Source organism: Hydrogenophaga sp. UC242_53, assembly GCF_042696965.1.
GTDB lineage: Bacteria > Pseudomonadota > Gammaproteobacteria > Burkholderiales > Burkholderiaceae_C > Hydrogenophaga.
On sequence record NZ_CP170552.1, the window covers coordinates 4,307,810 to 4,334,525 of the forward strand.

Annotated in this window: 21 protein-coding genes and 3 pseudogenes; 19 read left to right on the top strand and 5 right to left on the bottom strand. The window is 69.1% G+C overall.

What is annotated here, in order from left to right; genetic code table 11:
• Positions 1-54 precede the first annotated feature (54 nt).
• The 4 genes and pseudogenes from secF to ACFJI0_RS21730 form a co-directional block, all read right to left on the bottom strand.
• Positions 55-1,008 carry a protein translocase subunit SecF gene (gene secF, locus ACFJI0_RS21715; protein WP_382322271.1) on the bottom strand — a complete coding sequence of 318 codons (954 nt, stop codon included), beginning with the start codon at positions 1,006-1,008 and terminating at the stop codon, positions 55-57.
• A 15-nt stretch (positions 1,009-1,023) separates the two neighbouring features.
• Positions 1,024-2,899: pseudogene (gene secD, locus ACFJI0_RS21720) on the bottom strand (protein translocase subunit SecD).
• Positions 2,900-2,992: 93 nt separating this feature from the next.
• Positions 2,993-3,320, bottom strand: a pseudogene (gene yajC / locus ACFJI0_RS21725) (preprotein translocase subunit YajC).
• A 119-nt stretch (positions 3,321-3,439) separates the two neighbouring features.
• Positions 3,440-7,040 (bottom strand): annotated as a pseudogene (locus ACFJI0_RS21730) (indolepyruvate ferredoxin oxidoreductase family protein).
• Positions 7,041-7,221: 181 nt separating this feature from the next.
• Between ACFJI0_RS21730 and ACFJI0_RS21735 the strand changes: the two are divergent.
• The 7 genes from ACFJI0_RS21735 (at position 7,222) to ACFJI0_RS21765 (ending at position 13,137) form a co-directional block, all read left to right on the top strand.
• Complete coding sequence (locus tag ACFJI0_RS21735; RefSeq protein ID WP_382325775.1) at positions 7,222-7,725, top strand: Lrp/AsnC family transcriptional regulator; 504 nt, start codon at positions 7,222-7,224, stop codon at positions 7,723-7,725.
• Between the two features lie 207 nt (positions 7,726-7,932).
• On the top strand, positions 7,933-8,523 hold the full coding sequence (locus ACFJI0_RS21740) for a hypothetical protein (protein ID WP_382322272.1): 591 nt from the start codon (positions 7,933-7,935) through the stop codon (positions 8,521-8,523).
• A 131-nt stretch (positions 8,524-8,654) separates the two neighbouring features.
• The gene (locus tag ACFJI0_RS21745) at positions 8,655-9,314 is read left to right on the top strand and encodes a hypothetical protein (RefSeq protein ID WP_382153060.1); all 660 of its coding nucleotides are present in this window, start codon (positions 8,655-8,657) and stop codon (positions 9,312-9,314) included.
• Positions 9,311-9,772, top strand: a complete 462-nt coding sequence (locus ACFJI0_RS21750) for a hypothetical protein (protein ID WP_382322273.1) — start codon at positions 9,311-9,313, stop codon at positions 9,770-9,772. The genes ACFJI0_RS21745 and ACFJI0_RS21750 overlap by 4 nt, the downstream gene beginning before the upstream one ends.
• Positions 9,773-9,779: 7 nt before the next feature.
• Positions 9,780-10,598, top strand: coding sequence for a hypothetical protein (locus ACFJI0_RS21755; protein ID WP_382322274.1), 819 nt, complete (start codon positions 9,780-9,782; stop codon positions 10,596-10,598).
• An 8-nt stretch (positions 10,599-10,606) separates the two neighbouring features.
• A complete protein-coding gene (locus ACFJI0_RS21760) occupies positions 10,607-12,583 on the top strand; it encodes a hypothetical protein (RefSeq protein ID WP_382322275.1) in 1,977 nt (658 codons plus the stop codon).
• A 239-nt stretch (positions 12,584-12,822) separates the two neighbouring features.
• Complete coding sequence (locus tag ACFJI0_RS21765; RefSeq protein WP_382322276.1) at positions 12,823-13,137, top strand: hypothetical protein; 315 nt, start codon at positions 12,823-12,825, stop codon at positions 13,135-13,137.
• 126 nt (positions 13,138-13,263) lie between these two features.
• Here the strand turns inward: ACFJI0_RS21765 and ACFJI0_RS21770 are convergent, their stop codons facing one another.
• Complete coding sequence (locus ACFJI0_RS21770; RefSeq protein WP_382322277.1) at positions 13,264-13,686, bottom strand: helix-turn-helix domain-containing protein; 423 nt, start codon at positions 13,684-13,686, stop codon at positions 13,264-13,266.
• 358 nt (positions 13,687-14,044) lie between these two features.
• Between ACFJI0_RS21770 and wbaP the strand changes: the two genes are divergently transcribed.
• The 12 genes from wbaP to ACFJI0_RS21830 are packed head-to-tail and all read left to right on the top strand — an operon-like array spanning position 14,045 to position 26,714.
• Positions 14,045-15,631, top strand: a complete 1,587-nt coding sequence (wbaP, locus tag ACFJI0_RS21775; RefSeq protein ID WP_382322278.1) for an undecaprenyl-phosphate galactose phosphotransferase WbaP — start codon at positions 14,045-14,047, stop codon at positions 15,629-15,631.
• Positions 15,631-16,611 (top strand): GDP-L-fucose synthase family protein, encoded by a 981-nt coding sequence (locus ACFJI0_RS21780; RefSeq protein WP_382322279.1) that lies wholly within the window; start codon positions 15,631-15,633, stop codon positions 16,609-16,611. The genes wbaP and ACFJI0_RS21780 overlap by 1 nt, the downstream gene beginning before the upstream one ends.
• Before the next feature lie 19 nt (positions 16,612-16,630).
• Positions 16,631-17,782: a GDP-mannose 4,6-dehydratase gene (gene gmd / locus ACFJI0_RS21785; RefSeq protein WP_382322280.1), complete on the top strand. Its 1,152-nt coding sequence runs from the start codon at positions 16,631-16,633 to the stop codon at positions 17,780-17,782.
• Positions 17,783-17,801: 19 nt separating this feature from the next.
• Positions 17,802-17,978: a hypothetical protein gene (locus tag ACFJI0_RS21790; RefSeq protein WP_382322281.1), complete on the top strand. Its 177-nt coding sequence runs from the start codon at positions 17,802-17,804 to the stop codon at positions 17,976-17,978.
• Positions 17,942-19,144 (top strand): lipopolysaccharide biosynthesis protein, encoded by a 1,203-nt coding sequence (locus ACFJI0_RS21795; RefSeq protein WP_382322282.1) that lies wholly within the window; start codon positions 17,942-17,944, stop codon positions 19,142-19,144. The genes ACFJI0_RS21790 and ACFJI0_RS21795 overlap by 37 nt, the downstream gene beginning before the upstream one ends.
• Entirely contained in the window at positions 19,141-20,742 is a 1,602-nt protein-coding gene (locus ACFJI0_RS21800) for a GMC oxidoreductase (protein ID WP_382322283.1), read from the top strand. The genes ACFJI0_RS21795 and ACFJI0_RS21800 overlap by 4 nt, the downstream gene beginning before the upstream one ends.
• Positions 20,739-21,674 carry an aldo/keto reductase gene (locus ACFJI0_RS21805; protein WP_382153030.1) on the top strand — a complete coding sequence of 312 codons (936 nt, stop codon included), beginning with the start codon at positions 20,739-20,741 and terminating at the stop codon, positions 21,672-21,674. The genes ACFJI0_RS21800 and ACFJI0_RS21805 overlap by 4 nt, the downstream gene beginning before the upstream one ends.
• Entirely contained in the window at positions 21,671-22,936 is a 1,266-nt protein-coding gene (locus ACFJI0_RS21810) for an O-antigen ligase family protein (RefSeq protein ID WP_382322284.1), read from the top strand. The genes ACFJI0_RS21805 and ACFJI0_RS21810 overlap by 4 nt, the downstream gene beginning before the upstream one ends.
• On the top strand, positions 22,933-24,045 hold the full coding sequence (locus ACFJI0_RS21815) for a glycosyltransferase (protein ID WP_382322285.1): 1,113 nt from the start codon (positions 22,933-22,935) through the stop codon (positions 24,043-24,045). The genes ACFJI0_RS21810 and ACFJI0_RS21815 overlap by 4 nt, the downstream gene beginning before the upstream one ends.
• Positions 24,042-25,196 carry a polysaccharide pyruvyl transferase family protein gene (locus ACFJI0_RS21820; RefSeq protein ID WP_382322286.1) on the top strand — a complete coding sequence of 385 codons (1,155 nt, stop codon included), beginning with the start codon at positions 24,042-24,044 and terminating at the stop codon, positions 25,194-25,196. The genes ACFJI0_RS21815 and ACFJI0_RS21820 overlap by 4 nt, the downstream gene beginning before the upstream one ends.
• Positions 25,193-25,765, top strand: coding sequence for a putative colanic acid biosynthesis acetyltransferase (locus ACFJI0_RS21825; RefSeq protein WP_382153018.1), 573 nt, complete (start codon positions 25,193-25,195; stop codon positions 25,763-25,765). Before ACFJI0_RS21820 ends, ACFJI0_RS21825 begins: the two co-directional genes overlap by 4 nt.
• Complete coding sequence (locus ACFJI0_RS21830; protein ID WP_382322287.1) at positions 25,758-26,714, top strand: nitroreductase family protein; 957 nt, start codon at positions 25,758-25,760, stop codon at positions 26,712-26,714. Before ACFJI0_RS21825 ends, ACFJI0_RS21830 begins: the two co-directional genes overlap by 8 nt.
• The last annotated feature ends 2 nt before the right edge of the window (positions 26,715-26,716 follow it).

Sequence of the window (26,716 nt, forward strand, 5' to 3'; positions counted from 1 at the left end):
ATCCACAGGCGCCAAGCGCGCGAGGCGCGCTGTATAAGGCGCGCGCTTTCGCGCTTAAACGACAGCACCGGCGTTCGGGTCGTCCGGATCGCCTTCGGTTTTGCTGCTGGTCTTGACCAGGTCTTCGCGCTTGATGCCCAGCCACATCGCCATGGCCGCGCCGACGAACACCGACGAGTAGATGCCGAAGCAGATGCCGATGGTCAGGGCCAGGGAGAAATAGAACAGCGTGGGGCCGCCGAACACCAGCATGGACAGCACCATGGCCTGCGTGGACCCGTGGGTGATGATGGTGCGGCTGATGGTGGAAGTGATCGCGTGGTCGATCACCTGCTGCGTGTTCATCTTGCGCTGGCGCCGGAAGGTCTCGCGGATGCGGTCGAAGATCACGACCGACTCGTTGACCGAATAGCCCAGCACCGCGAGCACCGCCGCCAGCACGGCCAGCGAGAACTCCCACTGGAAGAAGGCGAAGAAGCCCAGGATGATGACCACGTCATGCAGGTTCGCCACGATGGCCGAGACCGCGTACTTCCATTCGAAACGGAACGCGAGGTAGATCATGATGCCCACGATCACCAGCCCCAGCGCCAGCAGGCCGTTGGTCACCAGTTCCTGGCCCACCTGCGGGCCGACGAACTCGGTGCGGCGCAGCTCCACGGCGGGGTTCTGCGCCTTGAGGGCCGCGAGCACGGTCTCGCTCTGCTGACTGGAGGTCTTGCCCGCCTGCACCGGCAGGCGCAGCAGCACGTCGCGCGAGGTGCCGAAGTTCTGCACCGGCACATCGGCGTAACCCAGCGATTCGATGACCTTGCGCACCGAGGTGAGGTCGGCCGGCTGTTCGTAGGCCACCTCCATGACGGTGCCGCCCGTGAACTCGACCGACAGGTGCAGGCCGCGCGTGGTCAGGAAGAAGACGGCGGCGATGAAGGTGAGGAAGGAGATCGCGTTGAGCAACAACGCGTTCTTCATGAACGGGATGTCGCGGCGGATGCGGAAGAATTCCATGGCGTGAGGTCCTGATCAGTCGGCCTTGGCCGTGGCGTTCTGGGCGTCGGGACGCCAGACGGTCCCGATGGAAACGGTCTTGAGCTTCTTCTGACGGCCGTACCAGAGGTTGACCACGCCGCGCGAGAAGAACACCGACGAGAACATGCTGGTGAGGATGCCCAGGCAGTGCACGACGGCGAAGCCGCGCACCGGGCCGGAGCCGAAGATCAGCAGCGCGATGCCCGCGATCAGCGAGGTGACGTTGGAGTCCAGGATGGTGGACCACGCGTGGTCGTAGCCCGCGTTGATGCGCGATCTGCGGCGAAGCGCCCCGGCGCAGTTCCTCGCGCACGCGCTCGTTGATCAGCACGTTGGAATCGATGCGCATGCCCAGGGCCAGCGCCATGGCGGCGATGCCGGGCAGGGTCAGGGTGGCCTGCAGCATGGACAGCAGCGACACCAGCAGCAGCACGTTGAAGCCCAGCGCGATGCTGGAGAACACGCCGAACAGGGCGTAGTAGATGCACATGAACACCACGATCGCGATGAAGCCCCACAGCACGCTGTGGAAACCCTTGGTGATGTTCTCGGCACCGAGGCTCGGGCCGATGGTGCGCTCTTCGATGATTTCCATCGGCGCGGCCAGCGAACCGGCGCGCAGCAGCAGCGCGGTGTCGTTGGCTTCCACCGTGGTCATGGCGCCCGAGATCTGGACCCGGCCACCGCCGATTTCGCCGCGGATCACGGGCGCGGTGACGACCTCGCCACGGCCCTTCTCGAACAGGATGATGGCCATGCGCTTGCCGACGTTCTCGCGCGTGACGTCGCGGAACACGCGCGCGCCCTTCGCGTCCAGCGTGAGGTGCACGGCCGCTTCCTGGGTCTGGCTGTCGAAGCCGGCCTGGGCATCGGTGAGGTTCTCGCCAGTCAGCAGCACTTCGCGCTTGACGACCACCGACTGGCCGCCGCGCTCCGGATAACGCTCGGCACCGAACGGCACCGGCCCGGTGCCGCGCGCGGCCGCCTGGGCTTCCATGCTCTCGTCCACCATGCGCACTTCCAGCGTGGCGGTGCGGCCCAGGATGTCCTTGGCCTTGGCCGTGTCCTGCACACCCGGCAGTTGCACGACGATGCGGTCGGCGCCCTGCTGCTGGATCACCGGCTCGGCCACGCCGAGTTCGTTGATCCGGTTGTGCAGCGTGGTGATGTTCTGCTTGAGCGCCTGCTCCTGCACGCGCCGCGCGGCTTCGGGACTGATGGTGCCCACCAGCCGGAAGTCGGCCGTCTCGGTGACCTGCAGGTCGGCGAACTGGGTGCGGATCAGGTCGCGTGCCGCGCCCAGGGTCTGGGCGTCACCGGCGCGCAGCTCGATGGTCTGGCCGCTGCGGTTGATGCCGCCATGCCGCAGGCCCTTTTCGCGCAGCAGGGTGCGCAGGTCGGTGGCGAGCACGTCGGCGCGCCGCTGCAGGGCGGCCTGCATGTCCACCTGCAGCATGAAGTGCACGCCCCCGCGCAGGTCCAGGCCCAGGTACATGGGCGAGGCGCCCAGGGAAGCGAGCCAGGCCGGTGTGCGGGGCAGCAGGTTGAGGGCCACCACATAGCTGGCATCGGCCGGATCCGGGTTGAGCGCTTTCTCCAGGGCATCGCGCGCCTTGAGCTGATCGTCGGTGCTGTCGAAGCGGGCCTTGACCGAATTGGCATCGAGCTGGATGCGCGTGCTCTGCACGTTCTGCGCCGCCAGCGCCTGCTCCACCCGAATGACCGTGCTGGGCTCGATGCGCACCGTGGACCGGGCCGCCGAGACCTGCACGGCGGGCGACTCCCCGAACAGGTTGGGCAGCGCATAAAGCGCACTGATCAGCAGGGCGACCAGGATGATCGCGTACTTCCACAGCGGGTAACGGTTCATGGTGAAGCCGGGCCTGAGGCCTGGAGTTGTTCAGCGGAGGCGAAAGCGCATTTCAAGGGCCCGGTCCGACACAGCGGCGCCGGGCCGGCTTGCTCAGACGCTCTTGATCGTGCCCTTGGGCAGCACCTGCACGACGGCGGTGCGTTGCATCTGGACTTCCATGCCGTCGGCAAGTTCCACGCCCACATAAATCTCGCCGATCTTGGACACCTTGCCCAGGAAACCACCGGCGGTGACGACTTCATCGCCCTTGCGCCAGGGCCGAGACCATGGCCTTGTGCTCTTTCTGGCGCTTCATCTGGGGGCGGATCATCACGAAGTACAGCACCACGAACATCAGCACCAGGGGCAACATGCCCAGCAGGGTGGATTGGGTGTCGCCAGCGGCTGCGGCTTGGGCGTAAGCGGAGGAAATGAACACGGGAGGTCTCCAACAGGTTCGGGGTCAGGACAACGCCAAAGGCCCGGGGCCGCCTGGATGAGGCGACGCCGGGCACTCCGGACTCAACCGTCGATTGTATGCCGGGGTGGTTCCGCGGATCAGGCGACGCGGGCCAGGTTCGGCGCCGCTTCGGGCTGGCGCCATTGCTGCAGCAGGCCTTCCCGGCGGCTGCGCGCGGCGGCGAGGTGACGCTCCTTCACATGCCAAAGCCCTTGATCTGCTCGGGAAGGCGCGCGATCTCCACCGCCAGGGCGTGGTTCGTGCTGGTCAGGCCGGTCAGCAGGGCCTCGACATCGGAGCGGTACTGCCCGATCAGGGCCCGCTCGGTGCGGCGCTCTTCGGTGCGGCCGAAGATGTCCAGCGAGGTGCCACGCAGGCCCTTGAAACGCGCCAGCAGCTTGAACACCTTGAACATGAAGGGGCCGAACGGCTGCTTGACCAGCTCGCCCCGCTCGTTCTTCTTGGCGATCAGCGGTGGGGCCAAGTGCACCTTGAGCTTGTAGTCGCCTTCGAACTGGCTGGCCAGGCGGGCGTGGAACGCCGGGTCGCTGTGCAGGCGGGCGACCTCGTACTCGTCCTTGTAGGCCATGAGCTTGAACAGGTTGCGCGCCACGGCTTCGGTCAGCGTGGTCTTGCCCAGCGAGGCTTCCGACGCGCGCACGCGGTTCACGAAGTGCCGGTACTGGTCGGCGTAGCCGGCATTCTGGTAGCCGGTGAGGAAGTCGACGCGGCGGGCGATCAGGTCGTCGAGCGAGTCGCGCTTCTTGAACTGGATCACCTGCTCGCCCGCCCCGGCCTTCTGCCACAGCGCGGCCACGGCCTGCAGGTCGTGCGCGGCGCGGCGGCCCCATTCGAAGGCCGCCTTGTTCTTGTCGATCTGCACCGCGTTGAGTTCGATGGCGCGCATCAGCGAAGCCAGCTCCAGCGGCAGCCAGCCCTTCTGCCAGGCGTAGCCCAGCATCATGGGGTTGGTGTACAGGCTGTCGCCCATCAGGCGCGTGGCCGCCGTCTCGGCGTCGAACGTGCCCACCGCATCGGCCCCCCAGGCTGTGCACCAGCGCGTCCACGCAGGCCTGCGCCGGGTTCTGCCAGTCGGGGTTCTTGACGAAGGCCGCGGTGGGCGTGGCGTTCACGTTGAGCGCCACGTGCGTGCGGCCGGCGCGCAGGCGGGCCCAGGTTTCCTTGTTCGCGCTGACGATCGGGTCACAGCCCAGGATCAGGTCGGCCGACGCGGCCGACACGCGGGTGGTGCGGATGTCGTCCTGCCGTGCGCCGATGAGCACATGGCTCCAGGTCGCGCCGCCCTTCTGCGCCAGACCCGCCGCGTCCTGCGTCACGATGCCCTTGCCTTCCAGGTGCGCGGCAACACCCAGCAGCTGGCCGATGGTGATGACACCGGTGCCGCCCACGCCGGCGACGATGATGCCCCAGGCCTCCGCGTCCAGGGTGGGCAGCACGGGCAGCGGCAACGCGCCACCGGTCCATTCGAGCTTGGCCCCGCCTTTTTCCTTCTTGCGCAACTGGCCGCCTTCGACAGTGACGAAGCTCGGGCAGAAGCCCTTCACGCAGGAATAGTCCTTGTTGCAGGTGCTCTGGTTGATGGTGCGCTTGCGGCCGAATTCGGTCTCCAGTGGCTCGACGGACAGGCAGTTGGACTGCACGCCGCAGTCGCCGCAGCCTTCGCACACCAGCTCGTTGATCACCACGCGCTTGTCCGGGTCGACCATGGTGCCGCGCTTGCGGCGGCGGCGCTTCTCGGTGGCGCAGGTCTGGTCGTAGATGATGACCGTGGTGCCCTTGATCTCGCGGAACTCGCGCTGCACGGCATCGAGCGTGTCGCGGTGCTGGATCGCAATGCCCTCGGGCAGGCCCTTCACACTGTCGTACTTCTCGGGTTCGTCGGTGACGATGGTGATCTTCACCGCGCCTTCGGCGCGCATGCTCTGCGCGATCTGGACCACGCTGTGGCCTTCAGGGCGCTCGCCCACCTGCTGGCCGCCGGTCATCGCCAACGGCGTCGTTGTAGAGGATCTTGTAGGTGATGTTCACACCGGCCGCGATGCTCTGGCGCACCGCCAGCAGGCCGCTGTGGAAGTAGGTGCCGTCGCCCAGGTTGGCGAACATGTGCTGGTCGTGGCTGAAAGGCTGCTGGCCGACCCAGGGCACGCCTTCGCCGCCCATCTGGGTGAAGCCCACGGTGGCGCGGTCCATCCAGATCGTCATGAAGTGGCAGCCGATGCCGGCCATGGCGCGCGAGCCCTCGGGCACGCGCGTGCTGGTGTTGTGCGGGCAGCCCGAGCAGAACCACGGCTGGCGCTCGGCGCCGGCCACGCCCTGCGTGAGCAGGGTCTGCATCGACTGCTCCTGCGCCGTCAGGATGGCGAGCTGGGCATCGATGCGCGCCATCACGTCCTCAGGGACGCCGCCGATCTTCTTGAGGCGCTTGGCCACGGCGCGCGCGATGATGGCCGGTGAGAGGTCGGCGTTGGCGCGCAGCAGGGTGCGCGCGCTGGGGTTGGGCATGCTCCATTCGCCACCGCTGAAGTCGCCCTCGACCTCGTCGAACTTGCCCAGCACGTTCGGGCGCACGTCGGGGCGCCAGTTGTAGAGCTCTTCCTTGAGCTGGTACTCGATGACCTGGCGCTTCTCTTCCACCACCAGGATCTCGCGCAGGCCGGTGGCGAACTCGCGCGTGGTCTGCGCCTCCAGCGGCCAGACCACCGACACCTTGTGCAGGCGCAGGCCGATGCGGCGGCAGGTCTCGTCGTCCAGCCCCAGGTCCAGCAGGGCCTGGCGCGTGTCGTTGTAGGCCTTGCCGCTGGCGATCAGGCCGAAGCGGTCGTTCGGCCCGGCGATCACGTTGTGGTTGAGCTTGTTGGCGCGCACATAGGCCAGCGCGGCGTACCACTTGTAGTCGAACAGGCGGGCTTCCTGGTCGAGCGCGTGGTCGGGCCAGCGGATGTGCAGGCCACCGGGGGGCATCTCGAACTCGGGAATGACGATGTTCACGCGCCCGGGATCGATTTCGGCCGTGGCGCTGGATTCGACGATCTCCTGGATCGTCTTCATGCCGGCCCACACGCCGCTGAAGCGGCTCATGGCCAGGGCGTGCAGGCCCAGGTCCAGGATGTCCTGCACCGAGGTCGGAAAAAACACCGGCAGGCCGCAGGCCTTGAAGATGTGGTCGCTCTGGTGCGCGGCGGTGGAGCTCTTGGCCACGTGGTCGTCGCCGGCCACGGCGATCACGCCGCCCCAGGGGGTGGTGCCGGCCATGTTGGCGTGCTTGAAGACGTCGGAGCAGCGGTCCACGCCCGGGCCCTTGCCGTACCAGATGCCGAACACGCCGTCGAAGCGGTTGCTGCCCGCTGGCGCGAAGCCCAGTTGCTGGGTGCCCCAGAGCGCGGTGGCGGCCAGTTCCTCGTTCACCCCGGGCTGGAACACGATGTTCTGCGCCTTCAGGTACGGCGCCGCCTTCTGCAGCGCCTGGTCGTAGCCGCCCAGCGGCGAACCCCGGTAGCCGCTGATGAAGCCCGCGGTGTTCTTGCCCAGCAAGGCGTCTCGCTGGCGCTGCAGCATGGGCAGCTTCACCAGCGCCTGCACGCCGCTCATGAAGGCGCGACCGTGATCGAGTGCGTATTTGTCGTCGAGGGTGACCGTCTCGAGCGCGCGGCGGATGTGGTCGGGCAGGGGGGCGTTCATCGGCTTGTCTCCGTGGGGATGTGGGGCCTGCTTCGTGGGCGGGTCGTGAACGGGGTGTGCAACGGGTAGATGCACGCCTCCAGTGTGGCGCACAGTGTATGCCCCAGTGCGCGATAGGTGTTTGCGTTTCATGCCTGTTTTCACGATGATCGAGAAAGATTCATTCTCAAAACAGGCCATCATGGAAACACTCGACAAGTTTGACATCGCCATCCTGCAAGAACTGCAAAGCGACGGCCGCCTCACCAACGCCGAGCTGGCGCAACGCGTGGGCCTGTCGGCCGCACCGTGCTGGCGGCGCGTGCGGGCGCTCGAGGAGTCGGGCTTCATCCGCGGCTACCGCGCGGAGATCGACCGCGAAAAGATCGGCCTGGGCGTGCTGGCCTTCGTGCGCCTGGACGCCGACCGCAACAGCGGCGACGTCACGCGCACCCTGGAAAACGCGATCCGCCGCATCCCCGAGGTGGTGTCCTGTCATTACATCAGCGGCTCCGGCACCTTCGAGCTGCAGGTGGTCAGCCGCGACCTGAACCACTTCAGCCAGTTTGCCCGGGAGGTCCTGCTCAACCTGCCCAACGTGAAAGACCTGCACACCAGCTTCTCCCTGGGCGAGGTGAAGTCCGGCAGTGCACTTCCGTTGCAGCACCTGGTAACCAGAAGTACGAACACGGCAAAAGGTGCGTGAACTTGAGCACTTTTTTCGCCGCTCGTCTTCGTTTTTTTACCGCCGGTTAACAAAGTCGCCGTAAGTGCTTGAAAAGTGTGAAATTTTTCCTCGGCCACATATTGATCCGCGAAGTGACTTTCCGTAACATCCGCCCATCACCCACCCGTGGGCCGCGTACCTAAAAGTGCTCAGACCCCACTTCTGCACCGTCCTGAAGGAAACGTCGTGAAAAAAGCCCTGTTGCTCCAATCCGCCCTGGCGCTGGCCTTGCGCACCCCGCTGATGGCTTCGGCCGAATCCCAGCTCGTCACCGGCGCGGGCAGCGCGGTGGCCCGCCTGGACTTCCGCGTGACGATTCCCCGGGTGCTGTTCCTGGCCGTGGGCACCGGTGCCGGCGCCTTCGCGACCAACACCACGATCGACACCGTGACCTTCGACTACACCAGCAACCCGGCCGCCGTCGGCACGGGTGCGACCGCCGGCGCGGTCACCGGCAACGTGGTGCCGGTCCGCGTGGTGGGCAACAACGGCCAGGTCACCCTGGCCGCGTCCACCACCGGCGCGCTGACCAACGGCACGGCCGACACCATTCCCTGGTCCGAGATCTCGGCCACCAGCAACCTGGCCGCGCTGCCCAGCCCGGCCATTCCGAACACCGGCGCGGGCGCGGCCTCCAACGTCACGCTGTCTTCGGGCACCAAGATCACCGACCGCACGGCCAACTGGACCTTCAGCTACGCCAACTCGGCCGTGGTGGCACCCGGCACCTACGGCACGACCAACGGCCGCGTGACCTACACCGCCTCCATGCCCTGAGTCTGCGCGGCAGACCTTGAGAGGGCGGCCCCACCGCCGCCATCGGCCTCCCGGAGGGTTTGCCCCGTGCAACCCTCCGTCGCCATTTCAGGCGCCAAGCTTTTTCGGACAGCCACGGTCAGCCAGACACCATGAAGCGCACGACAACCCGATCCAGCCAGGCCCGCCTCGCGGCGGCCGCCGGCCTGGCTTTGTTGTGTCTGGCGGAAATGGCCGCCGCGCACGCCTGGTCGCTGACGATCACCTCCGGCAGCCGCCGCCTGTTCCTGCACGTGGGCAACGGCGCCATGAGCGGCACCAGCGGCACCTTGAATGGCACGGCCGGCACCAGCGGGCCCGTCAACCTGGTGCAGGTCACCGTGCCGGCGGCGCAGCTGGGCAATGGCACGGACCTGGCCATGACCAGCGACAGCACGCAGTCCACCAGCCTGTACGCCGACGGCTACACCACCTGCCCCACGCCCGCCAGCCAGGTCATGGTGGGCGCCGGCTACCGCCGCAACAGCGGCTCGGCCAACGCCACACTCACCGTCTCCTCGCCCACCAGCCTGACCAACGCGGGCGGCGACACCATTCCCTTCACCGAGATCAGCTGGACCGTGTCGGCCCCGGGCAGCGGCGCGCCCAACGTGATCCCGGCCGGCACCTTCAACGGCGGCACGCAGACGCTGGCGACGGTCCCGGGCAACACGTATTTCGAGAACTGCCACTCCTACGTCTACGCCAACAACGCGGTGCGGGCAGCCGGCACCTACAACGGCCGGGTGACCTACACCCTGAGCAGCCCATGACGGCTTTCCGACGCTTCGCCCTGGCGACGCTGTGTGGCCTGCTGACCAGTACCGCCTGGGCCAACCCGCACCGCCTGGACGACTCGCTGAGCCACACGGTGCCACCCAACGTGCAGATGCAGTGGCTGCCCCTGAAATCGGGCCAGCCCTTCGCGGGCGGCATGGAAGCCTGGCTGCGCGTCAACATCCGCATCGACACGCGCGACTGGATCGGGCGCAGCGGGCGCATCTACATGGTGCTGCCGCGCGACGAGGCCTCCACCGTGGAAGCGGTCTGGACCACCCAGGGCCGCCTGCAGGCGGGCCGGCTGGTGTCGGGCGAGCGCGCGCTGGTGCATGCCGGCCCGATCACCACCCCCACGCTGGAAGACCAGTTGCAGGTGCGCCTGCGCTCGAACGCCGACTGGCAGTCGAACAGCCGCCGCCTGAATTTCCATTTCGAACTGGATGCCGACTGATTCCGCCATGCGCCCTGCATTCCTGAGCCTCTTTCGCTGCCCCGCCCTCGCGCTGGGCGCCCTCGCCCTGGCCAGCGCCTCCCACGGCGCGTTCGCGCAGGGCTTCGCGGCCTACATCACGCCCCCGCGCTTCGAGGTGCAGGTCGCGCCCGGTCAGAACCTGCGCCAGGTGGTGGAGATCCAGCACGTGGGGCAGCAAAAAGGCAACTACCGCATCTACACCAACGACTGGACCTTCCTGCCCGACAACTCGGTGGCCTTCAGCGACGCGCTCGCCGCCGACAGCTGCCGGCCCTGGGTCGCGGTCGAGCGGCGCGAGCTGACGATCGAGCCCGGCGCGCGCTACCGCTACCGCTTCGAGATCACGCCCCCGCCGGGCACGCCGGCGCGCGAGTGCCGCTTCGCGCTGATGATCGAGGGCCTGGAGCCCGCGCGCGTGCAGGGCGACCTCAATTTCCCCGTGGGTGGCCGCATCGGCGTGATCGTGTACGCCACCATCGGCGACGCCACCCCGAAGCTGGAGATCACCGGCACCCGCGTGGCCCAGGTGGATGGCCAGCCCAGCGCCGTGGTCGAGGTGCGCAACCTGGGCAATGCCCACGGTCGCCTCGAAGGTTTCGTCAACGGCACCGACGCCAGCGGCGCGCGCTTCGAGATGGCGCCGGCCGACCTGCCCATCCTGCCGGGCGAGACGCGGCGCATCGCGATCACGCCGGTCGCCGAGAACGGCAAACCCACGCCCACGGTGCGCTTTCCGCTGACGGTCAAGGGCAACCTCGAATGGGGCAAGAACCGCCTGCCGCTGGACGCGAGCTTCGCTCCATGAGGGGGCTGGTGCCGCGCCCGTCCCATTGCCTGCTGGCGCTCCTGGGTGCATCGACCCCCTGGCTGGCGGCCTGGGCGCAGAGCGCGGCCCCACCTCCCCCCTCCCCCACCAGCGCACCCGCCTACGAAGACCGGGTGATCGAGGGCCTGCCGCCCGAACCGGCGGAGGACGCCGAGGCCTATGCCTACGACCGCCAGGGCTGGCCGCGTTTTCTGCGCCTGGAGACCCGCCTGGGCACCCAGCCCTTCGACGCGGCGCGCAAGACCCGCATCGGCTATGGCATCTACGGCCTGCTGGAGACGCCCAACCACGGCTCCCTCTCCATCGACGGCACCTACGCGCCCAGCGACAGCAGCGGCACGCTCACGCTGCGCCAGCGCGCGATGCCGCTCTCCGGCGGCTGGCTGATGAGCAACGAGCTGGGCGTGATCAACCCGCCCACGCCCGGCATCCTGCGCCTGCCCGCGCGCATCTACCTGCCTTCGGCCATCGTGCAGGGCATCAGCACCGAGTGGGAGAACCCCGGTGCCGGTCTGCAACTGCAGGCCAGCACCGGTGAACCCGGCCGGCTGGACTTCCTCCCGGCCAACGGCTTTCGCAAGCTTCCGGGCCAGCGCACCTCGTTCGGTGGGCAATGGCGCCTCAACGCGGACGGTGCGAACCCCCTGTCCCACCAGGGCTGGACGCTCGCCCTGCAGCACGAGGACGCGCGCAAGGTCTCCAACCTGGACGTGCCGCTGCAGGCCAGCGACATCGTCGACGCCAACTCCACCCTGCTGGCGCTGCGGCACGAAGGTGCCGAGCACCGCATCCAGGGCCAGGTGCTGCGCACCCAGGCCAACAACCTGAACGGCGCGCGCAGCGGCTTCTGGGTCGACGGCGAATGGGACGACGGCCCGCGCCGGCACGGCCTGGGCGCCTACCGGCTCGAGCAGGACCTGAGCTGGGCCAACCTGCCGCTGGCGAACGACCTCGTGGGCGCCTACGCGCGCACCAGCTGGCGCACGCGCCAGTGGTCGGCCGAGGGCTCGGTGGACTGGCTGGACTCGATCAGCGGGCGCAGCGGCAGCGGTTTCTTCGCCACCGGCTCGGCGCGCTGGCGCCTCAACCGCGACCACACCGTGGGCGCCGGCACCACGGTGCGCCGCTTCGACGGCGACGCCTGGAGCAGCTACGGCGACTGGCGCTTCCAGAACGGCTGGGGCCACAGCGGCCTGCGCCTGGAGTTCGTGCACAGCGACAACGAGGCCAACTCGCGCTGGCTGACCTGGGACCAGGAATGGCTGGTGCCGCAGAGCTGGGCCGTCTCCACCAGCCTGGGCACCGGCGCCTACGACGCCTACCAGGGCCGCCCCCGGGAATCGGTCTGGAGCGCCGCGCTCAGCGTGTCCGCGCCGATCACGAACAAGGCCAGCCTGCGCGGCAACCTCAACACCGAACACAGCAACACCGGGCAATCGCGCCACAGCCTCAACCTGGGCGGCCACTGGCGCATCGACCCGCGCTGGAGCGTGGAGGCCAACTACAACCGCTCCACCGGCCGCAGCCGCTTCAACCCCTCGCTGGACCCGCTGGCGCCGCCGCTGGCCATCGTGATCCCCGAGTCGGACCGCTCCTTCTACGCCGTGCTGCGCTACGAGCTCGAAGCCGGCAGCCGCAACGTGCCGCTGGGCGGCCGGGCCAGCGACGGCGGCGGCCGCATCGTCGGTACGGTGTACTTCGACGCCAACCGCAGCGGCACCCAGGAAGCCAGCGAACAGGGCGTGCCCAACGTCACCGTCTACCTGGACAACCGCTACGCCGTGCGAACCGACAGCCAGGGCCGCTTCGAATTCCCCTTCGTGGCCGGCGGCCCGCGCACCGTGAGCGTGCGCGGCGAGACGCTGCCACTGCCCTGGAACGTGGTGGACCAGGGCCAGGCCAAGGTCGACGTGCGCCTGCGGGAAAGCGCCTCTGTCAGCATTCCGGTGCAGCGCAGCGAGTGAACCCGCGCCGGGCATGCCCTTGCGGCGCGCCAGCCTTCCCCGAGCAGGGGTATTAAGTTTGGAGGAAGTGGGCCGATAGTGGGTCATGCCCCCCCACCGCCTCGCCCTCCCCGCACTGGCCGCCAGTGCCCTGATGCTGGTCCCCGCGACCAGCATCGGCGAGAGCGTGCTGGTGCCTCAGGGCAAGGCCGGCGCCTCGCTCGACTTCCGCATCGTCATCCCGCCCATCATGCGGGTCATTGAAAACAGCCACCCCCCAACTGCTCGACACCGCCGACGGCAAGGCCAGCGCCGAACAACGCCTGGTGGTGATGTCCAACATGAAACGGGGCTTCTGCGTCTCGCTGCGGCGCGCCGCGCCCCAACTCGGCACCTGGGAGCTGCAAACCGCCCCACAAAGCGGCGTTCAGCTCAGCCCGGTGGCCGACGGCTACCGCCTCTGCGGCACCCGCCCGGGGCAATACACCGTGCTGCTGCAGCACCGCTTCGGCACCGGCGACAGCCGCGCCAACGCGCTTCACTGGCCGGTGCAGACCGACATCTCGGCCATTTAACCGTTCGTCGTGGCCGCTGGTCCACGAAAACGGGTTTCGGGATGTAAACCCCTCATCCGCGCGCAAACGGCCATTCAACAGGTCAATTGCTGCACTGCGCCATTTTGGTCTGCACTTATGACTTGATCACTCCGCCGCGTGCGGTTTGATGCCATTACGCTGCCACACCCGGCGGATGGTGGTGGCGCCCAGACCCAGGTAAGAGGCCAGCGTGCGCGTGCTCCACTGCGCGGCTTCGGCCGGTTGTTCGTGCAGCGTCGTGCTCACGATATGCGACTCGAGCGCCGACGTCACGCTCGGTGTGCGCCCCGAACGCGGCGCGTCCTGCAGCAGGACCTCGAGGCCGCCTTCGATGAAGCGCCGCCGCCACAAGGCCACCTGCCGCCGATCGAGCTTGACCTCGTCCGCAATGTCCTTGTTCTGCCACCCTTGCGCCGCCAGCAGGATGACGCTGGCGCGCTGCTTCACGCGGGCCTCGACCCGCCGTCCCTGGGCCAGCGTGCGCAAGGCACGCTCGGTTTTTGCATCCAGCTCGATCGCTTCGGCCACTCGCATCGCTTCACCTCCTGGCGCATTGTGAGTCCGCTCAAGAACATAAGTTCCATCAATTAAGGCGCACACCCCTCGCACGGCACTTGGCCTCGCATCGAAGCAAGGTTCAGTCCTACACAAGCCTCGTGGCTTAACTCAAAGCTCGTTACATCTCGCGCTTTTTCGTGGCCTAAAAAGAAAAGGCGAACGCAGCGCTGCATGCCTGCGAACCGTCAACGAACCCAGGGAGTGCACCTATGCCGTGCTTCAGTCACCCGTTATTCCTGTGCGCCGCGCGCGCTTTCCGAGTGCATTCCATGCACCGGCATGGGGCCCCGCCATCGGCCCGTTCCATCTTCAGCGGGCGCTGACTGACATGGCCCGCGCGCGCACCCATCCCCGGGAGAGGCCGTCACCCTCGCCCGCGCCCACCGAAGCCGGCCCGGGCGTCGTCGTCCCGCTCTACAACGAACACGACCTCGCCCGCAGCCTCACCCCCTGGGCCGATCTCGCGCGGCGCCAGCAGAAGGTCAAGGCCTGGCTGGTGCTCACCGATCTGTGCGTGCTCGCGCTGTGTTTCGTGGCGGGCCGCCTGCCCGCGTGGCTGCGCGACGAGATCAGCCTCTCGCAGGCCATGAACGTGTGGTGGGCCGCCAATGGCCACCTGCGCCTCACGCTGTTCGCCGCGGTCGCGCTGACCATGGTGAGCTGGATGTGGACCGTGCAGGGCCACTACTCGGCGCACCGCCGCAAGCCCTGGTGGGACGAGACCCGCCAGCTGATCCAGGTGATCGTGCTCGCGGCCTTGCTCGATGCCATGGTCATCTACCTCGCCAAGTGGCCGCTCTCGCGCCTGTGGACCGGCGCCACCTGGGGCCTGGTGCTCGTCCTGCTGCCGCTGTCGCGCCTGGCCGTGCGCCACGGGTTGCTGCGCGCGGGCCTGCTCGCGCAACCCTATGTGCTCATCGGCCACCCCGACGACGTGGAGAAGGCCGCGGCCGCCCTGGCCAGCGAGCCGCTGCTGGGCTACAAGCCGGTGGCTGTGGTCTGTCCCGACCCCGGCGCGCGGCTGGTCCAGCTCGGCGGCGGGCACGTCGCCGCACCGACCGCGCTGACGCCGGGCGTGCGCGAGTTCCTCGCCCGGCCCGGGCCCCACCAGCTGGTGGGCGTGCTCGGCATCCGGGACAACAACTGGCTGCGCGAACTCGCCGAGGAACTCATGCTCACGCGCGACGACCTCGTCATGGTGCCCGCGCTCGGCGGCCTGCCCATCTACGGCATGGAAGTCTCGCACTTCTTCAGCCACGACGTGCTGCTGCTGCGCGCGCGCAACAACCTCAACCGGCGCGGTCCGCAGGTGCTCAAGCGCGCGCTCGACATCGTGGGCGCCACCGCCCTGCTGGTGCTGCTCGCGCCGCTGTTTGCCTGGGTCGCCTGGCGCATCAAACGCGACGACGCGGGGCCCGCCTTCTTCGTGCAGAAGCGCGTGGGCGTGGACGGCCAGCTGTTCGACTTCATCAAGTTCCGCAGCATGGTGATGGACGCCGACGGCGCCCTGGAGCGCTGGAAGACCGAGAATCAAAAGCTCTACGTGCAGTACCTGGCCAGCAACTTCAAGCTCGCCAACGACCCGCGCATCACGAAGATCGGCCGCCTGATCCGCCGCACCAGCATCGACGAGTTGCCCCAGCTCATCAACGTGCTGCGCGGCGACATGAGCCTGGTCGGCCCGCGCCCGCTGCTGGCGCGCGAGCTGGACGAGTACGGCAAGAGCATCGCCGCCTACGGCAAGGCCCGCCCCGGCATCACCGGCCTGTGGCAGATCAGCGGCCGCAGCACCAGCACGTTCCAGCACCGCATCAACATGGACCTCTGGTACGTGCGCAACTGGTCGCTCTGGTACGACCTCGTGATCATGCTGCGCACCGTGCGCGTGGTCCTCAGACAAGAAGGAGCCTGCTGATGAACACCCCTGACACCATTTACGTCGCCGGTCACCGCGGCATGGTCGGTTCGGCCATCGTGCGGCAGCTGCGCGCGGCCGGCCATCCCGCCAGCCACATCGTGACGCGCACGCACGCCGACCTCAACCTGACCGACCAGGCCGCCGTGCGCGCCTTCTTCGCGCGCACCAAACCGCAACAGGTCTACCTCGCCGCGGCCAAGGTCGGCGGCATCCACGCCAACAGCGTGTTCCCCGCCGACTTCATCTACCAGAACCTCATGATCGCGGCCAACGTGATCGAGGCCGCCTTCTGCAACGGCGTGCGCAAGCTGCTGTTCCTCGGCTCGAGCTGCATCTACCCCAAGCTCGCGCCGCAGCCCATGAGCGAGCACGCCCTGCTCACCGCGCCGCTGGAAGCCACCAACGAGCCCTACGCCGTGGCCAAGATCGCCGGCATCAAGCTCTGCGAAAGCTACAACCGCCAGTTCGGCGCCAGCCACGGCGTGGACTACCGCAGCGTCATGCCCACCAACCTCTATGGCCCGGGCGACAACTACCACCCCGAGAACAGCCACGTCATCCCCGCGCTGATCCGCCGCTTCCACCAGGCCCGGATGGCGGGCACGCCCGAGGTCGCCATCTGGGGCAGCGGCAAGCCGATGCGCGAGTTCCTCTACGTCGACGACATGGCCGCCGCCTGCGTGCACGTGATGAACCTGGCCAAGGCCGACTACGAGCAGCACACCCAGCCCATGCTCAGCCACATCAACGTGGGCTCCGGGTCGGACCTGACCATCGCCGAGCTCGCGCACAGCGTGGCCCGCATCACCGGCTTCGAGGGCGGCATCCGCTTCGATGCCAGCAAGCCCGACGGCACGCCCCGCAAGCTGATGGACAGCAGCCGCCTGCACAGCCTGGGCTGGCAGGCCAAGGTCGATCTCCCCGCCGGCCTGGCCCTCACGTACCAGGACTTCCTGCAGCACGCCGCCGCCCACTGACCTTCGCGAGCCCAACACCATGACCCAGAACCCGCCCATCCCCCACACCCAGCCCAAGGTCGCGCTCATCACCGGCGTCACCGGGCAGGACGGCTCCTACCTCGCCGAGCTGCTGCTCGAAAAGGGTTACATCGTGCACGGCATCAAACGCCGCAGCAGCCAGTTCAACACCCAGCGCGTGGACCACATCTACCAGGACCCGCACATCGACGACGCGCGCTTCCACCTGCACTACGGCGACCTGAGCGACACCAGCAACCTGATCCGCATCGTGCAGGAGACCCAGCCCGACGAGATCTACAACCTCGGCGCGCAAAGCCATGTGGCGGTGAGCTTCGAAAGCCCCGAATACACCTCCGACGTGGACGGCCTGGGCACGCTGCGCCTGCTCGAAGCGATCCGCATCCTCGGGCTGGAGAAGAAGACCCGCTTCTACCAGGCCAGCACCTCCGAGCTCTACGGTCTGGTGCAGGAAATCCCGCAGAAGGAAAGCACGCCCTTCTACCCGCGCAGCCCCTACGCCGTGGCCAAGCTCTACGCGTACTGGATCGTGGTGAACTACCGCGAGGCCTACGGCATGTACGCCTGCAACGGCATCCTGTTCAACCACGAATCCCCGCGCCGCGGCGAGACCTTCGTCACCCGCAAGATCACGCGCGGCCTGGCCAACATCGCCCAGGGGCTGGAGCCCTGCCTCTACATGGGCAACCTGGATTCGCTGCGCGACTGGGGCCATGCCAAGGACTACGTGCGCATGCAATGGATGATGCTGCAGCAGGCACAACCCGAAGATTTCGTCATCGCCACCGGCGTGCAGTACAGCGTGCGCCAGTTCATCGAGATGAGCGCGCGCGAGCTGGGCATCACCCTGCGCTTCGAGGGCCAGGGCGTGAACGAACAGGCCATCGTGCAGGCCGTCGAAGGCGACAAGGCGCCGGCGCTGCGGCCGGGCCAGGTGATCGTGAAGGTGGACCCGCGCTACTTCCGCCCGACCGAGGTGGAAACCCTGCTGGGCGACCCGGCCAAGGCGAAGAACACGCTGGGCTGGGTGCCCCGGATCGCGCTGCAGGACATGGTGACGGAGATGGTGGTCTCCGACCTGGCCGACGCCCAGCGCCACGCCCTGCTCAAGCACCACGGCTACGCCGTGGCCGTCTCCAGCGAACACTGAGCACCCGGTGCCGATCCCCATGTCCGCCCCCTTGCGCACCGCCCCCACCCGCCGCGCGTCCATCGCGCGCCGCATGGCCTCGGGCGCGGGCGCCTACGGTTATGCGCAGGCGGTGAGCATCGGCACGCAACTGGTGGCCTTGCCGGTCTTCCTCCACCATTGGGACATGCCACCTACGGCTACTGGCTGGCCCTGACGGCACTGCCCTTCTACCTGTCGATGGCCGACGCCGGCATCTCCACCGCCTCGTGCAACCGGATGATCGGTCTCATCACGCAGGGCCAGAAGGCGCGCGCGGCCGGGGTGTTCCAGAGCGCCGTGGCCTTTCTGCTGAGCGTCTCGCTGCTGGCCCTGCTCGCGGTGGGCGCCGCGCTGCTGCTGTTGCCCGACACCACCTTGCAGGCGCCGCAGTGGAAGGCCGTGCTCATGCTGCTGTCCCTCAGCGTGGTGCTCAGCCTGTTCTGCAGCCTGGCCGAGGTGGTCTACAAGGCCACCGGCGGCTACGCGGCGGGCACCTACCTCGTCACCACCGGGCGCCTGGTCGAATGGGCCGGTGGCCTGGCCGGTCTGGTGCTCACGCAGACCTTCATCGGCGTGGCCAGCTCGGCCCTGCTGGCCCGGCTGGGCTACACGGCGCTGAGCATCGGCCTGAGCCAGCGGCGCACCGATTTCCTGCGCTGGGGCGTGGCGCGCGCCAGCTGGGCCGACGTGCGACAGACCGCCGCGCCGGGTGCGCTGTTCTTCTCGATCTCGATGACCAACGCGCTCAGCCTGCAAGGTTTCACCCTGCTGGTGGCGGCCACGCTGGGCCCCGCCGCCACCGCCGTGTTCAACACCTACCGCACCGTCGCCCGGGTCGTGGTGCAGGTCACCAACGCGCTGAGCAACCCGCTCTGGCCAGAGCTCACCGCCCTCAAAGGCCAGCAGGACGACCACGCCTTCTGGAAGCTCTACCGCCGGGCCAAGCACCTGGGCCTGCTCATCGCCGCCGCGGGCGCGCTGCTGGTGTACCTGGTGTCGCCCTGGCTGCTCGAGGTCTGGACGCACGGCCAGATTCCCTTCACCGCCACCAGCATGGCGCTGTTCCTGCTCTACGCCGCCGTGTGCTCGGCCACCCAGGTCCCGCGCGTCGTGCTCATGTCCATCAACCGCCATGCCGGCCTGGCCGCGCAGAGCCTGATGGCCGCCGTGGTCTCGCTGGTGGTGGCCTGGCTGGTCTGGCGCAGCGCCGGCATGACGGGCGTGGTGGCCGCCATGGTGCTGGGCGAGGCCCTGGTCTGGCTCACCGCCACACGCGCCGTGCGCCGCCTGCACCGCCAGCACCGGCTTCAGGGCCCGCCGGCCACAGGGGTCGCCGCATGATCATCGACCTGAACCACGCCCCGCCACCGGAGACCGCGCAGGACGTCGTCATCGTCGGCGGCGGCACGGTGGCCCTGTTGCTGGCCGTGCTGCTCGAGCGCCAGGGCCAGCGCGTGACGGTGCTGGAGAGCGGCGGCGGCGGTTTCGAAACGCCGGCCCAGGCGCTCAACGACGCCACCGTCGTCGGTCGGGCCCACAGCGGCATCGCCGTGGCGCGCGGGCGCGCGCTGGGCGGCACCTCCAACCTCTGGGGCGGCCAGCTCACCGGCTTCGTGCCCTCGGATTTCGAGGCCCGCGCCGGTGTGTCGGACGCGCCCTGGCCCATCACCTACGAGGAACTGCTGCCCTGGTACGAGGCCGTGGCCAAGGAACTGCGGCTGGCCGACGCGCTCGACGAGCACACGCCCCAGGCGCGCAAGCTCTTCGGCGGCGGCTACCCCGACATTCCCGGGTTCACGCTGTTCCTCACGCGCTGGCTCAAGGAGCCCGCCATGGCGCGCCACTTCCGCGAGCGCCTGCAGAACGCGCCCAAGCTCACGGTGCTGCTGCACGCCCACGCCACGGGCCTGGACCTGTCGCCCGACGGCGAGCGCGTCAGCACGGTCCGCGTGGCGCGGCCCGACGGCAGCCTCACCGCCATCGCCGGCCAGCGCGTGGTGCTGGCCAACGGCACCATCGAGATCGCCCGCCTGCTGCTGGCCAGCGCTGCCGAGCAGCCCCAGGCTCCCTGGGTCGGCAACCCCTGGGTGGGCGCCGGCTTCCAGGACCACCTGGAAATGCGCGGCGGGCGCGTGCACCCGCTGGACAAGCCGCGCTTCCTGCGCACCTTCCAGAACATCGTGCTCGGCGGCCACAAGTACCAGCCCAAGCTGCGGCTGGCCAGCGCCAGCGCCGGCGCGGGCGCCCTCGCCGCCGACCCGGCGCTGCAGGTCACCGGCTATTTCGCGTTCGAGTCCAGCATCGCCGAGCACCTGCAGCACCTGAAGGTGATGGCCAGGTCGCTGCGGCGCGGCGCGCTGCCGCGCCAGGGCCTGGGCGAGCTGTTGCGCCACCTGCGCGGCATGGGCAGCGCCTGGCTGCCGATGGTCGTGCAGTACCTGCGGCACCACCGCATCCACAACCCGGCCGACCGCGGCGTCTGGCTCGTCATGCACGCCGAGCAGCTGCCGCGCCACGACAGCCGCATCACCCTCGACCCGCAGCGCAAGGACCGCTTCGGCATGCCGCTGGCCAAGCTGGACTGGCGCATCGGCGGCCAGCCCGAGCTGCGCGCCATGGCCGGCTTCATGCGCCGCATCGGCGACAGCCTGCAGGCGGCCGGGCTGGCGCGGGTGGAGATCGACGCGCTGCTCGCCAACGAGGACGCGCGCGCGCTGGACCAGGCCACCGACACCTACCACCAGTGCGGCGGCGCCCGCATGGGCCACCACGCGCGCGACGGCGTGGTCGACCGCGGGCTGCGCGTGTTCGGCACGGACAACCTCTACGTCGCCGGGGCCGCGGTGTTCCGCACCTCCAGCTACGCCAATCCCACCTTCACCGCCATGGCGCTCACGGCCCGGCTGGCCGAGCAGCTGCGCCCGGAGGTCCCTGTATGAACCTCACCGCCAACGACCTGATGACCCAGCGGCTGGGCTTCGGCTGCGGCCGCCTCAACGGCGGCGCCGACAAGGCGACCTCGCTGCGCCTGATCCACGCCGCGCTGGACCAGGGCATCCGCCACTTCGACACCGCGCCGCCCTATGGGCTCGGCGCGTCCGAATCCGTGCTGGGCGAGGCCCTCAAGGGCCGGCAGGAGGACGTGACCGTGGTGACCAAGGCCGGGCTGGCCCGCCCCGCCTCGCCCGGCCTGATGCAGAAGGCCCGGGCCGTGGTCAAGCCGCTGGCCCGCTGGGTGCCCGGCCTGCGCCAGGCCGTGCTCAAGGGCATGGCCCGGCGCGCCCCCGCCGGCAACTTCGACACCGGGTTCATCGCCCAGTCCTTCGAGGCCAGCCTGAGGCAGCTGCAGCGCGAGCGCGTGGACTGCCTGCTGCTGCACGAGGCGCAGCCGCACCACACGCTGGCCCCCTTGCGGGAGCTGCTCGATCGCTACGTCGCCCAGGGGCAGCTCGGTGCCTACGGCAGCTCCACCGGCGAACCGATGAACCAGCTCGTGCGCTTCGGCGCCGTGTCGCAATACCGCAGCCCGGCCCCGGGCGCCGAGTGGACACCGGTGGCCGCGGACGACGTGCTGCACGGCGCCCTGCGCTTCGTGGCGCCGGCCATCGGGCCCGCGATGGCGCGCGACCCCCAGCTCAAGGCCCGGCTGGCCAGCCTGCTGCCCGAGGGCACCGACCCGGCCAGTGCCACCGGATCGCTCGCCCTGGCCTATGCGCTGGCCCGCTTCGAGAGCCGGCTGCTCATCTCCACGCACCAGCCGCAGCGCCTGACCCGCACCGTCGACGAACTGCGGCACATCACGGCCTCGCCCGAATGGCTGCCCGCCATGTCGGCCCTGCACTGCGCCTTCAAGCGGGCGCCCGCGCCATGAACCCGCTGCTGCGCCTGCTCTCGCTGTGGCTGCTCGGCCTGGCCGTCTACCTGGGCGGCTGGTACGTGGAAGGCCCGGCGTTCCAGGCCGTGCAGATGGGCTCGGTCGCGCTGTTCATCGGCGCCGGTTTCCTGGCCCTGCTGGCGGGGGACACGCGCCGCATCGAGCTCAGCACCGCCGAGTACATCGTGGGCGGCGCTTTCCTGTTCGCCATGCTGGTGGCCTTCGCGCGCGAGAACACGATGTCGGTCGCTTACGGCGCCATGTTCCTGATGGTGCTGGTCTCGGCCGCGGTGCTGGCGCGCCAGCCCTGGGGGCCCAGCGTCGACCAGGTGTTCCGGCGCGTCTACATCGCCCTGATCGCCTCCGTGCTGGTGGTCCAGCCGGCCGACTACCTGACCTCGGTGGTGGGCACGGTCGAGCGCAGCGTGGGGCTGGTGCGCTTCACGCCGCTGGGCATGCACCCCAACCTCGCCGGCCTGGTGTACGGTGGGGGCAGCCTGCTGTTCTTCCAGCACTTCCTCGGCAGCACGCGCGCCCACCAGAAGCTGTTCGCGCTGGCGATGTCCGGGCTGTGCCTGAGCATGGTGCTGGCCGCGTCCGCGCGGGCCAGCCTGCTGGCCCTGGGGGTCACGGGCGCCGTCGCCGTGCTGCTCATCGCCTGGCGCGGCTCCCGCCGCGCGCGCACCGCCCTGGGCCTCGCGGCCGTCGGCGCGCTGGCCCTCGGCCTGGCCAAGGCGGGCGCCATCGCCGGCTACCTGAGCACCATCCTGGACCTGGACTCGCCCACGCGCGGCACGGCCTCGGGCGCGACGGGCCGCGAAGACCTGTGGCGCGACGGCATCGAGCTCGTGTTCTCCGACCCGGTGCTGTTCTTCACCGGCCGGGGCGTGCGCGCCGCCGGCCCCGAGGTGATCGGCTTTCCGGTGGAGAGCTCCTACATCAACCTCGCGCTCGAACACGGCGTGGTGCTGGGCGGGCTGATCGCCCTGACCTTCCTGTTCACCGCATGGCGCGCCCTGCGCCGCGGCTTCGACACCGGCGCGATGAACCCGGCCCTCTTCCTCAGCGGCTCGATGCTGTTGTTCGCGCTGGTGCAGTCGGTCTTCAACCGCTACCTGATCGCGGTCGGCAACCCCTTCTCGCTGCTGATCCTGTTGCTGCTCCTGCAACTCAACCTCGGCCCGCCCCGGCTTCGCGCCGCGGCCCTTCCTCCATCGCCAGGCCCCGTCCTGCGCCACCCCGCGGGATTCTCACCATGACCTACGTCTTCTGGCATTCCTACCTCATGTTCCACCAGGCCGCGTACATCCGTGCCCTGGCCGAGCTGCCCGGCAACACCGTGCACTGGTGCGTGACGCAGGACCTGCCCGCCTACTACCGCGACCGCGGCTACCCGGTGCCCGACACCGGCCAGGTCCAGGTGCACCGGGCGCCCACGCCGGCCCAGACCGCCGAGCTCGCTTCGTTGCCCGGCTCGGTGCAGGTGTTCTTCGGCCTGCGCGGTTTCGCGCTGCCGCTGGCCGCCTTCCAGGCCAGCCTGGGCGCGCCGGTGCACCGCTTCCTGATGACGGAGAACCGCTACGAGCCGGGCGCGCGCCTGCTGCCTCGCTGGCTGGCCTACACCTGGGACGCGCTGCGCTACCGCCGCCACCTCAGCGGCGTGTTCTGCATCGGCCACTCGGGCCGCTACGGCGGCGCGCGCTTCTTCTCCGCCTGCGGCTACCCCCGCGAGCGCATCGTGCCCTTCGTGCACGTGGTGGACTGCACGCCGGTGCGGCACGCGCCGGTGCGGCGCGGGCACAAGGAGATCCTCTACGCGGGCCAGCTGATTCCGCGCAAGCGGATCGATGTGCTGCTGCAGGCGTTCAGCCAGCTCGCCGTGCCCTCGGCCCACCTGCGCATCATCGGGCAGGGCCAGGAGGCCGCGAACCTCCAGCAGCTCGCCCATGAACTCGGCATCGCCGAGCGGGTGGATTTCTCGCCGGCCCTGCCCAACGCCGAGACCGTCGCGGCCATGGCCGCCGCCGACGTGCTGGTGCTGCCCAGCCGCTTCGACGGCTGGGGCGCGGTGGTCAACGAGGCCTTGATGGTGGGCACGCCGGTGATCTGCAGCAACCGCTGCGGGGCCAGCGACGTGATCGAGAACGGGCGCAACGGCTACGTGTTCGAGGCCGGCAACGCCCGCTCGCTGCGCGAGCGCCTGCAAAGCATCTGCCAGGACTTCCACTGGAACCGCGCCGCGCTGGCGGCCGCCGAGTCCACCCGCCTGGGCGGTGCCGCGGTGGCCGCGCGCTTTCAGAAGAACGTCCTGCGCCTGCTGGCCGCCGAGCCGGCCAGCCTGGCCTGGAAACCGGAGGTGTCCCAATGAACATCGGCATTCTCACCTTCCATTTCAGCGACAACTACGGTGCCGCGCTGCAGGCCTATGCCCTGCGCCGCTGGTTGACGGAGCGGGGCCACCGCGCCAGCTTCATCGACTACCGGCCCGCGCACATCGAGCGCGGCGGGCGCCTCTGCGTGCCCACCTCGCCGGCCAAGCTCAAGGCCGACCTGAAGGTGGTCTACCTGGCGGTGTCCTCGTTCCTCCACCAGCACTTCGGCCACCGGGGCCAGCGGGAGAAGTTCGTGCGCTTCCGGGAACATTTCCTGGGCATCTCCACCGATGCCGCGCCCACGGACAACGGCGCCTCGCTCGCCGCGGCGCAGGCCTACGACCTGATCGTGGCGGGCAGCGACCAGATCTGGAGCCCGTCCCAGCATTTCGGTTTCGACCCGAACTACTTCCTGGCCTTCGCGCAGTCGTTCCGGGCCCGCAAGATTTCATACGCCGCGAGCTTCGGCCGCGACCGCGTGTCCCCGGACGAGGCCGCGCAGCTGCCCGAGCTGCTGCACCACTTCGACGCGATCTCGGTGCGCGAGGCCTCCGGCGCCACGCTGGTCGAGCGCACCACCGGGCAGCGCCCCGCCAACGTGCCCGACCCGACCCTGCTGCTCAACAGCTACGCGGAACTGACCGACCCGGCGCCCACCGCCGGCCCCGGCACCGAGCCCTACCTCTTCTGCTACGGGCTGCGCTCGCCCGACAACATCCGCCAGACCGCCGAGCTCGTGGCCAGCCAACTGAGCTGCCCCATCCTCTCGCCGCACAACCCGCACCGGCGCTGGGTCGAGATCGGCCAGACGGTCTATCCCGATCCGGCCGAGTGGGTGGCCCTGGTCAAGAACGCGCGTTTCGTCGTGACCAACTCGTTCCACGGCACCGTGTTCTCGCTGCTGTTCAAGAAGCCCTTCATCGTGGCCGGGCTGACCGGCGACAAGGCCGCCGCCAATGCCCGCGCCATCCACCTGCTGCGGGCCGTCGGTCTGGAAAACCGTTTCGCGGCGTCGTTCTCGGCGCAGCAGACCGAGGCCCTGATGGCCACGGCGATCGACTGGGCCGCCGTGGACCAGCGGCTGGCGGACCTGCGGCAGGCCGGCAACGAATTTCTGAACGGGCAACTGAAGGCGGTGGCGCCATGAACCCCATGAGCGACTTCGGCGCGCTGAGGTACCGCAACCGGTTCAGCTCCACGGACAAGCTGCGGCGCTGGGCCTGGGAGCTGGTGTGGCTGCTCGGGTTCCGGCCCACGCCGCGCTGGGCCCTGCACGGCTGGCGGCGCTTCCTGCTGCGCTCGTTCGGGGCCCAGGTCGGCACCGGTTGCCGCATCGCGCCCTCGTGCCGAGTCTGGGCGCCGTGGAACCTGAGCATGGGTGAGTTCTCGGCCCTCGGCGACGGCGTGGACTGCTACAGCATGGACCGCATCACCCTCGGCTCCAAGGTCGCGGTCAGCCAGCGCACCTTCCTGTGCGCCGGCTCGCACGACATCCGCTCCCTGTCCCGGCCCCTGATCACCGGCCCCATCACGATCGAAGACCACGTGTGGATCGCGGCCGAAAGTTTCGTGCACCCGAACGTGGTGATCCGGGAAGGCGCCGTCATCGGCGCGCGCTCGGTCGTGACCAAGGAGGTGCCGGCCTGGTCCGTCTGCGCCGGCCACCCGTGCCGCAAGCTCAAGGACCGCGTGGTGAGGGAGCGCCACCATGTTTGACAAGCTGCTCAAGGTGGCCGGCATCTTCAGCGAGGCCTTTCGCGACGCCGTGCTGTTCCTGCGCTTCAACTCGTACTCGCCCTTCGTGGACCCGTCCCGGCGCGCGTTCTACAAGATCCTCATCGAAGCCCACACGATCGAGAAGGGCCTGTCCCTGCCCAACCCGAAACCGCTGTTCGGCAAGGACAAGATCCGTTTCGTCATGAACGCGCTGTCGCGCTACGACATCCGGCACTCACCGATTCCCGCCCACATGTCGCTGGGCGCGCTGGACGCCTACGTGAACTTCCACGCCAAGGCGGGCCTGAGCGACCCCTTGCTCGACGAGATCTCGGGCTACCTGAAAGCCTGGGAAGCCAAGCTGCCCAGGCCCTGGAAGGGCGGCACGCGGGACTACTCCTTCCTGGGCCAGCCGCTGAACAACCTGCAGCAGCTGATCGCCAGCCGCTCGAGCATCCGCACGATGCGGTCCACGCCGCAGCACCCCGACCGCATCCTGGAGGCGATCGCGCTCGCGCAGCTCGCGCCCTCGCAATGCAACCGCCAGTCCTCGCGGGTCCATGCCTACCAGGACCCCGCCCTCATCCAGCAGCTGCTGGCGCTGCAGGGCGGCTCGCGCGGCTTTGCGGAAACGGTCGGCAACCTGTTCGTGGTGAGCTCGGAGATCTGCGCCTGGGGCGGGCCCGGGCAACGCAACCAGGCCTACGTCGACGGCGCGCTGTTCGCCATGTGCCTGATGTTCGCCTGCCGCTCCATGGGCTGGGGCGCCTGCCCGCTGAACCTGGCGATCGACCACAAGACCGAGGCCGCGATCCGCCGCACCGGCGGCATCCCGGCGGGCGAGCGGCTGATCATGATGATCGCCTTCGGCGAGCCGGTGGCGCCCGACACCAAGGTGGCTTTCTCGCCGCGCAGGCCCGCGGCGGAGATCGCCACCCTTCACGCCTGAGG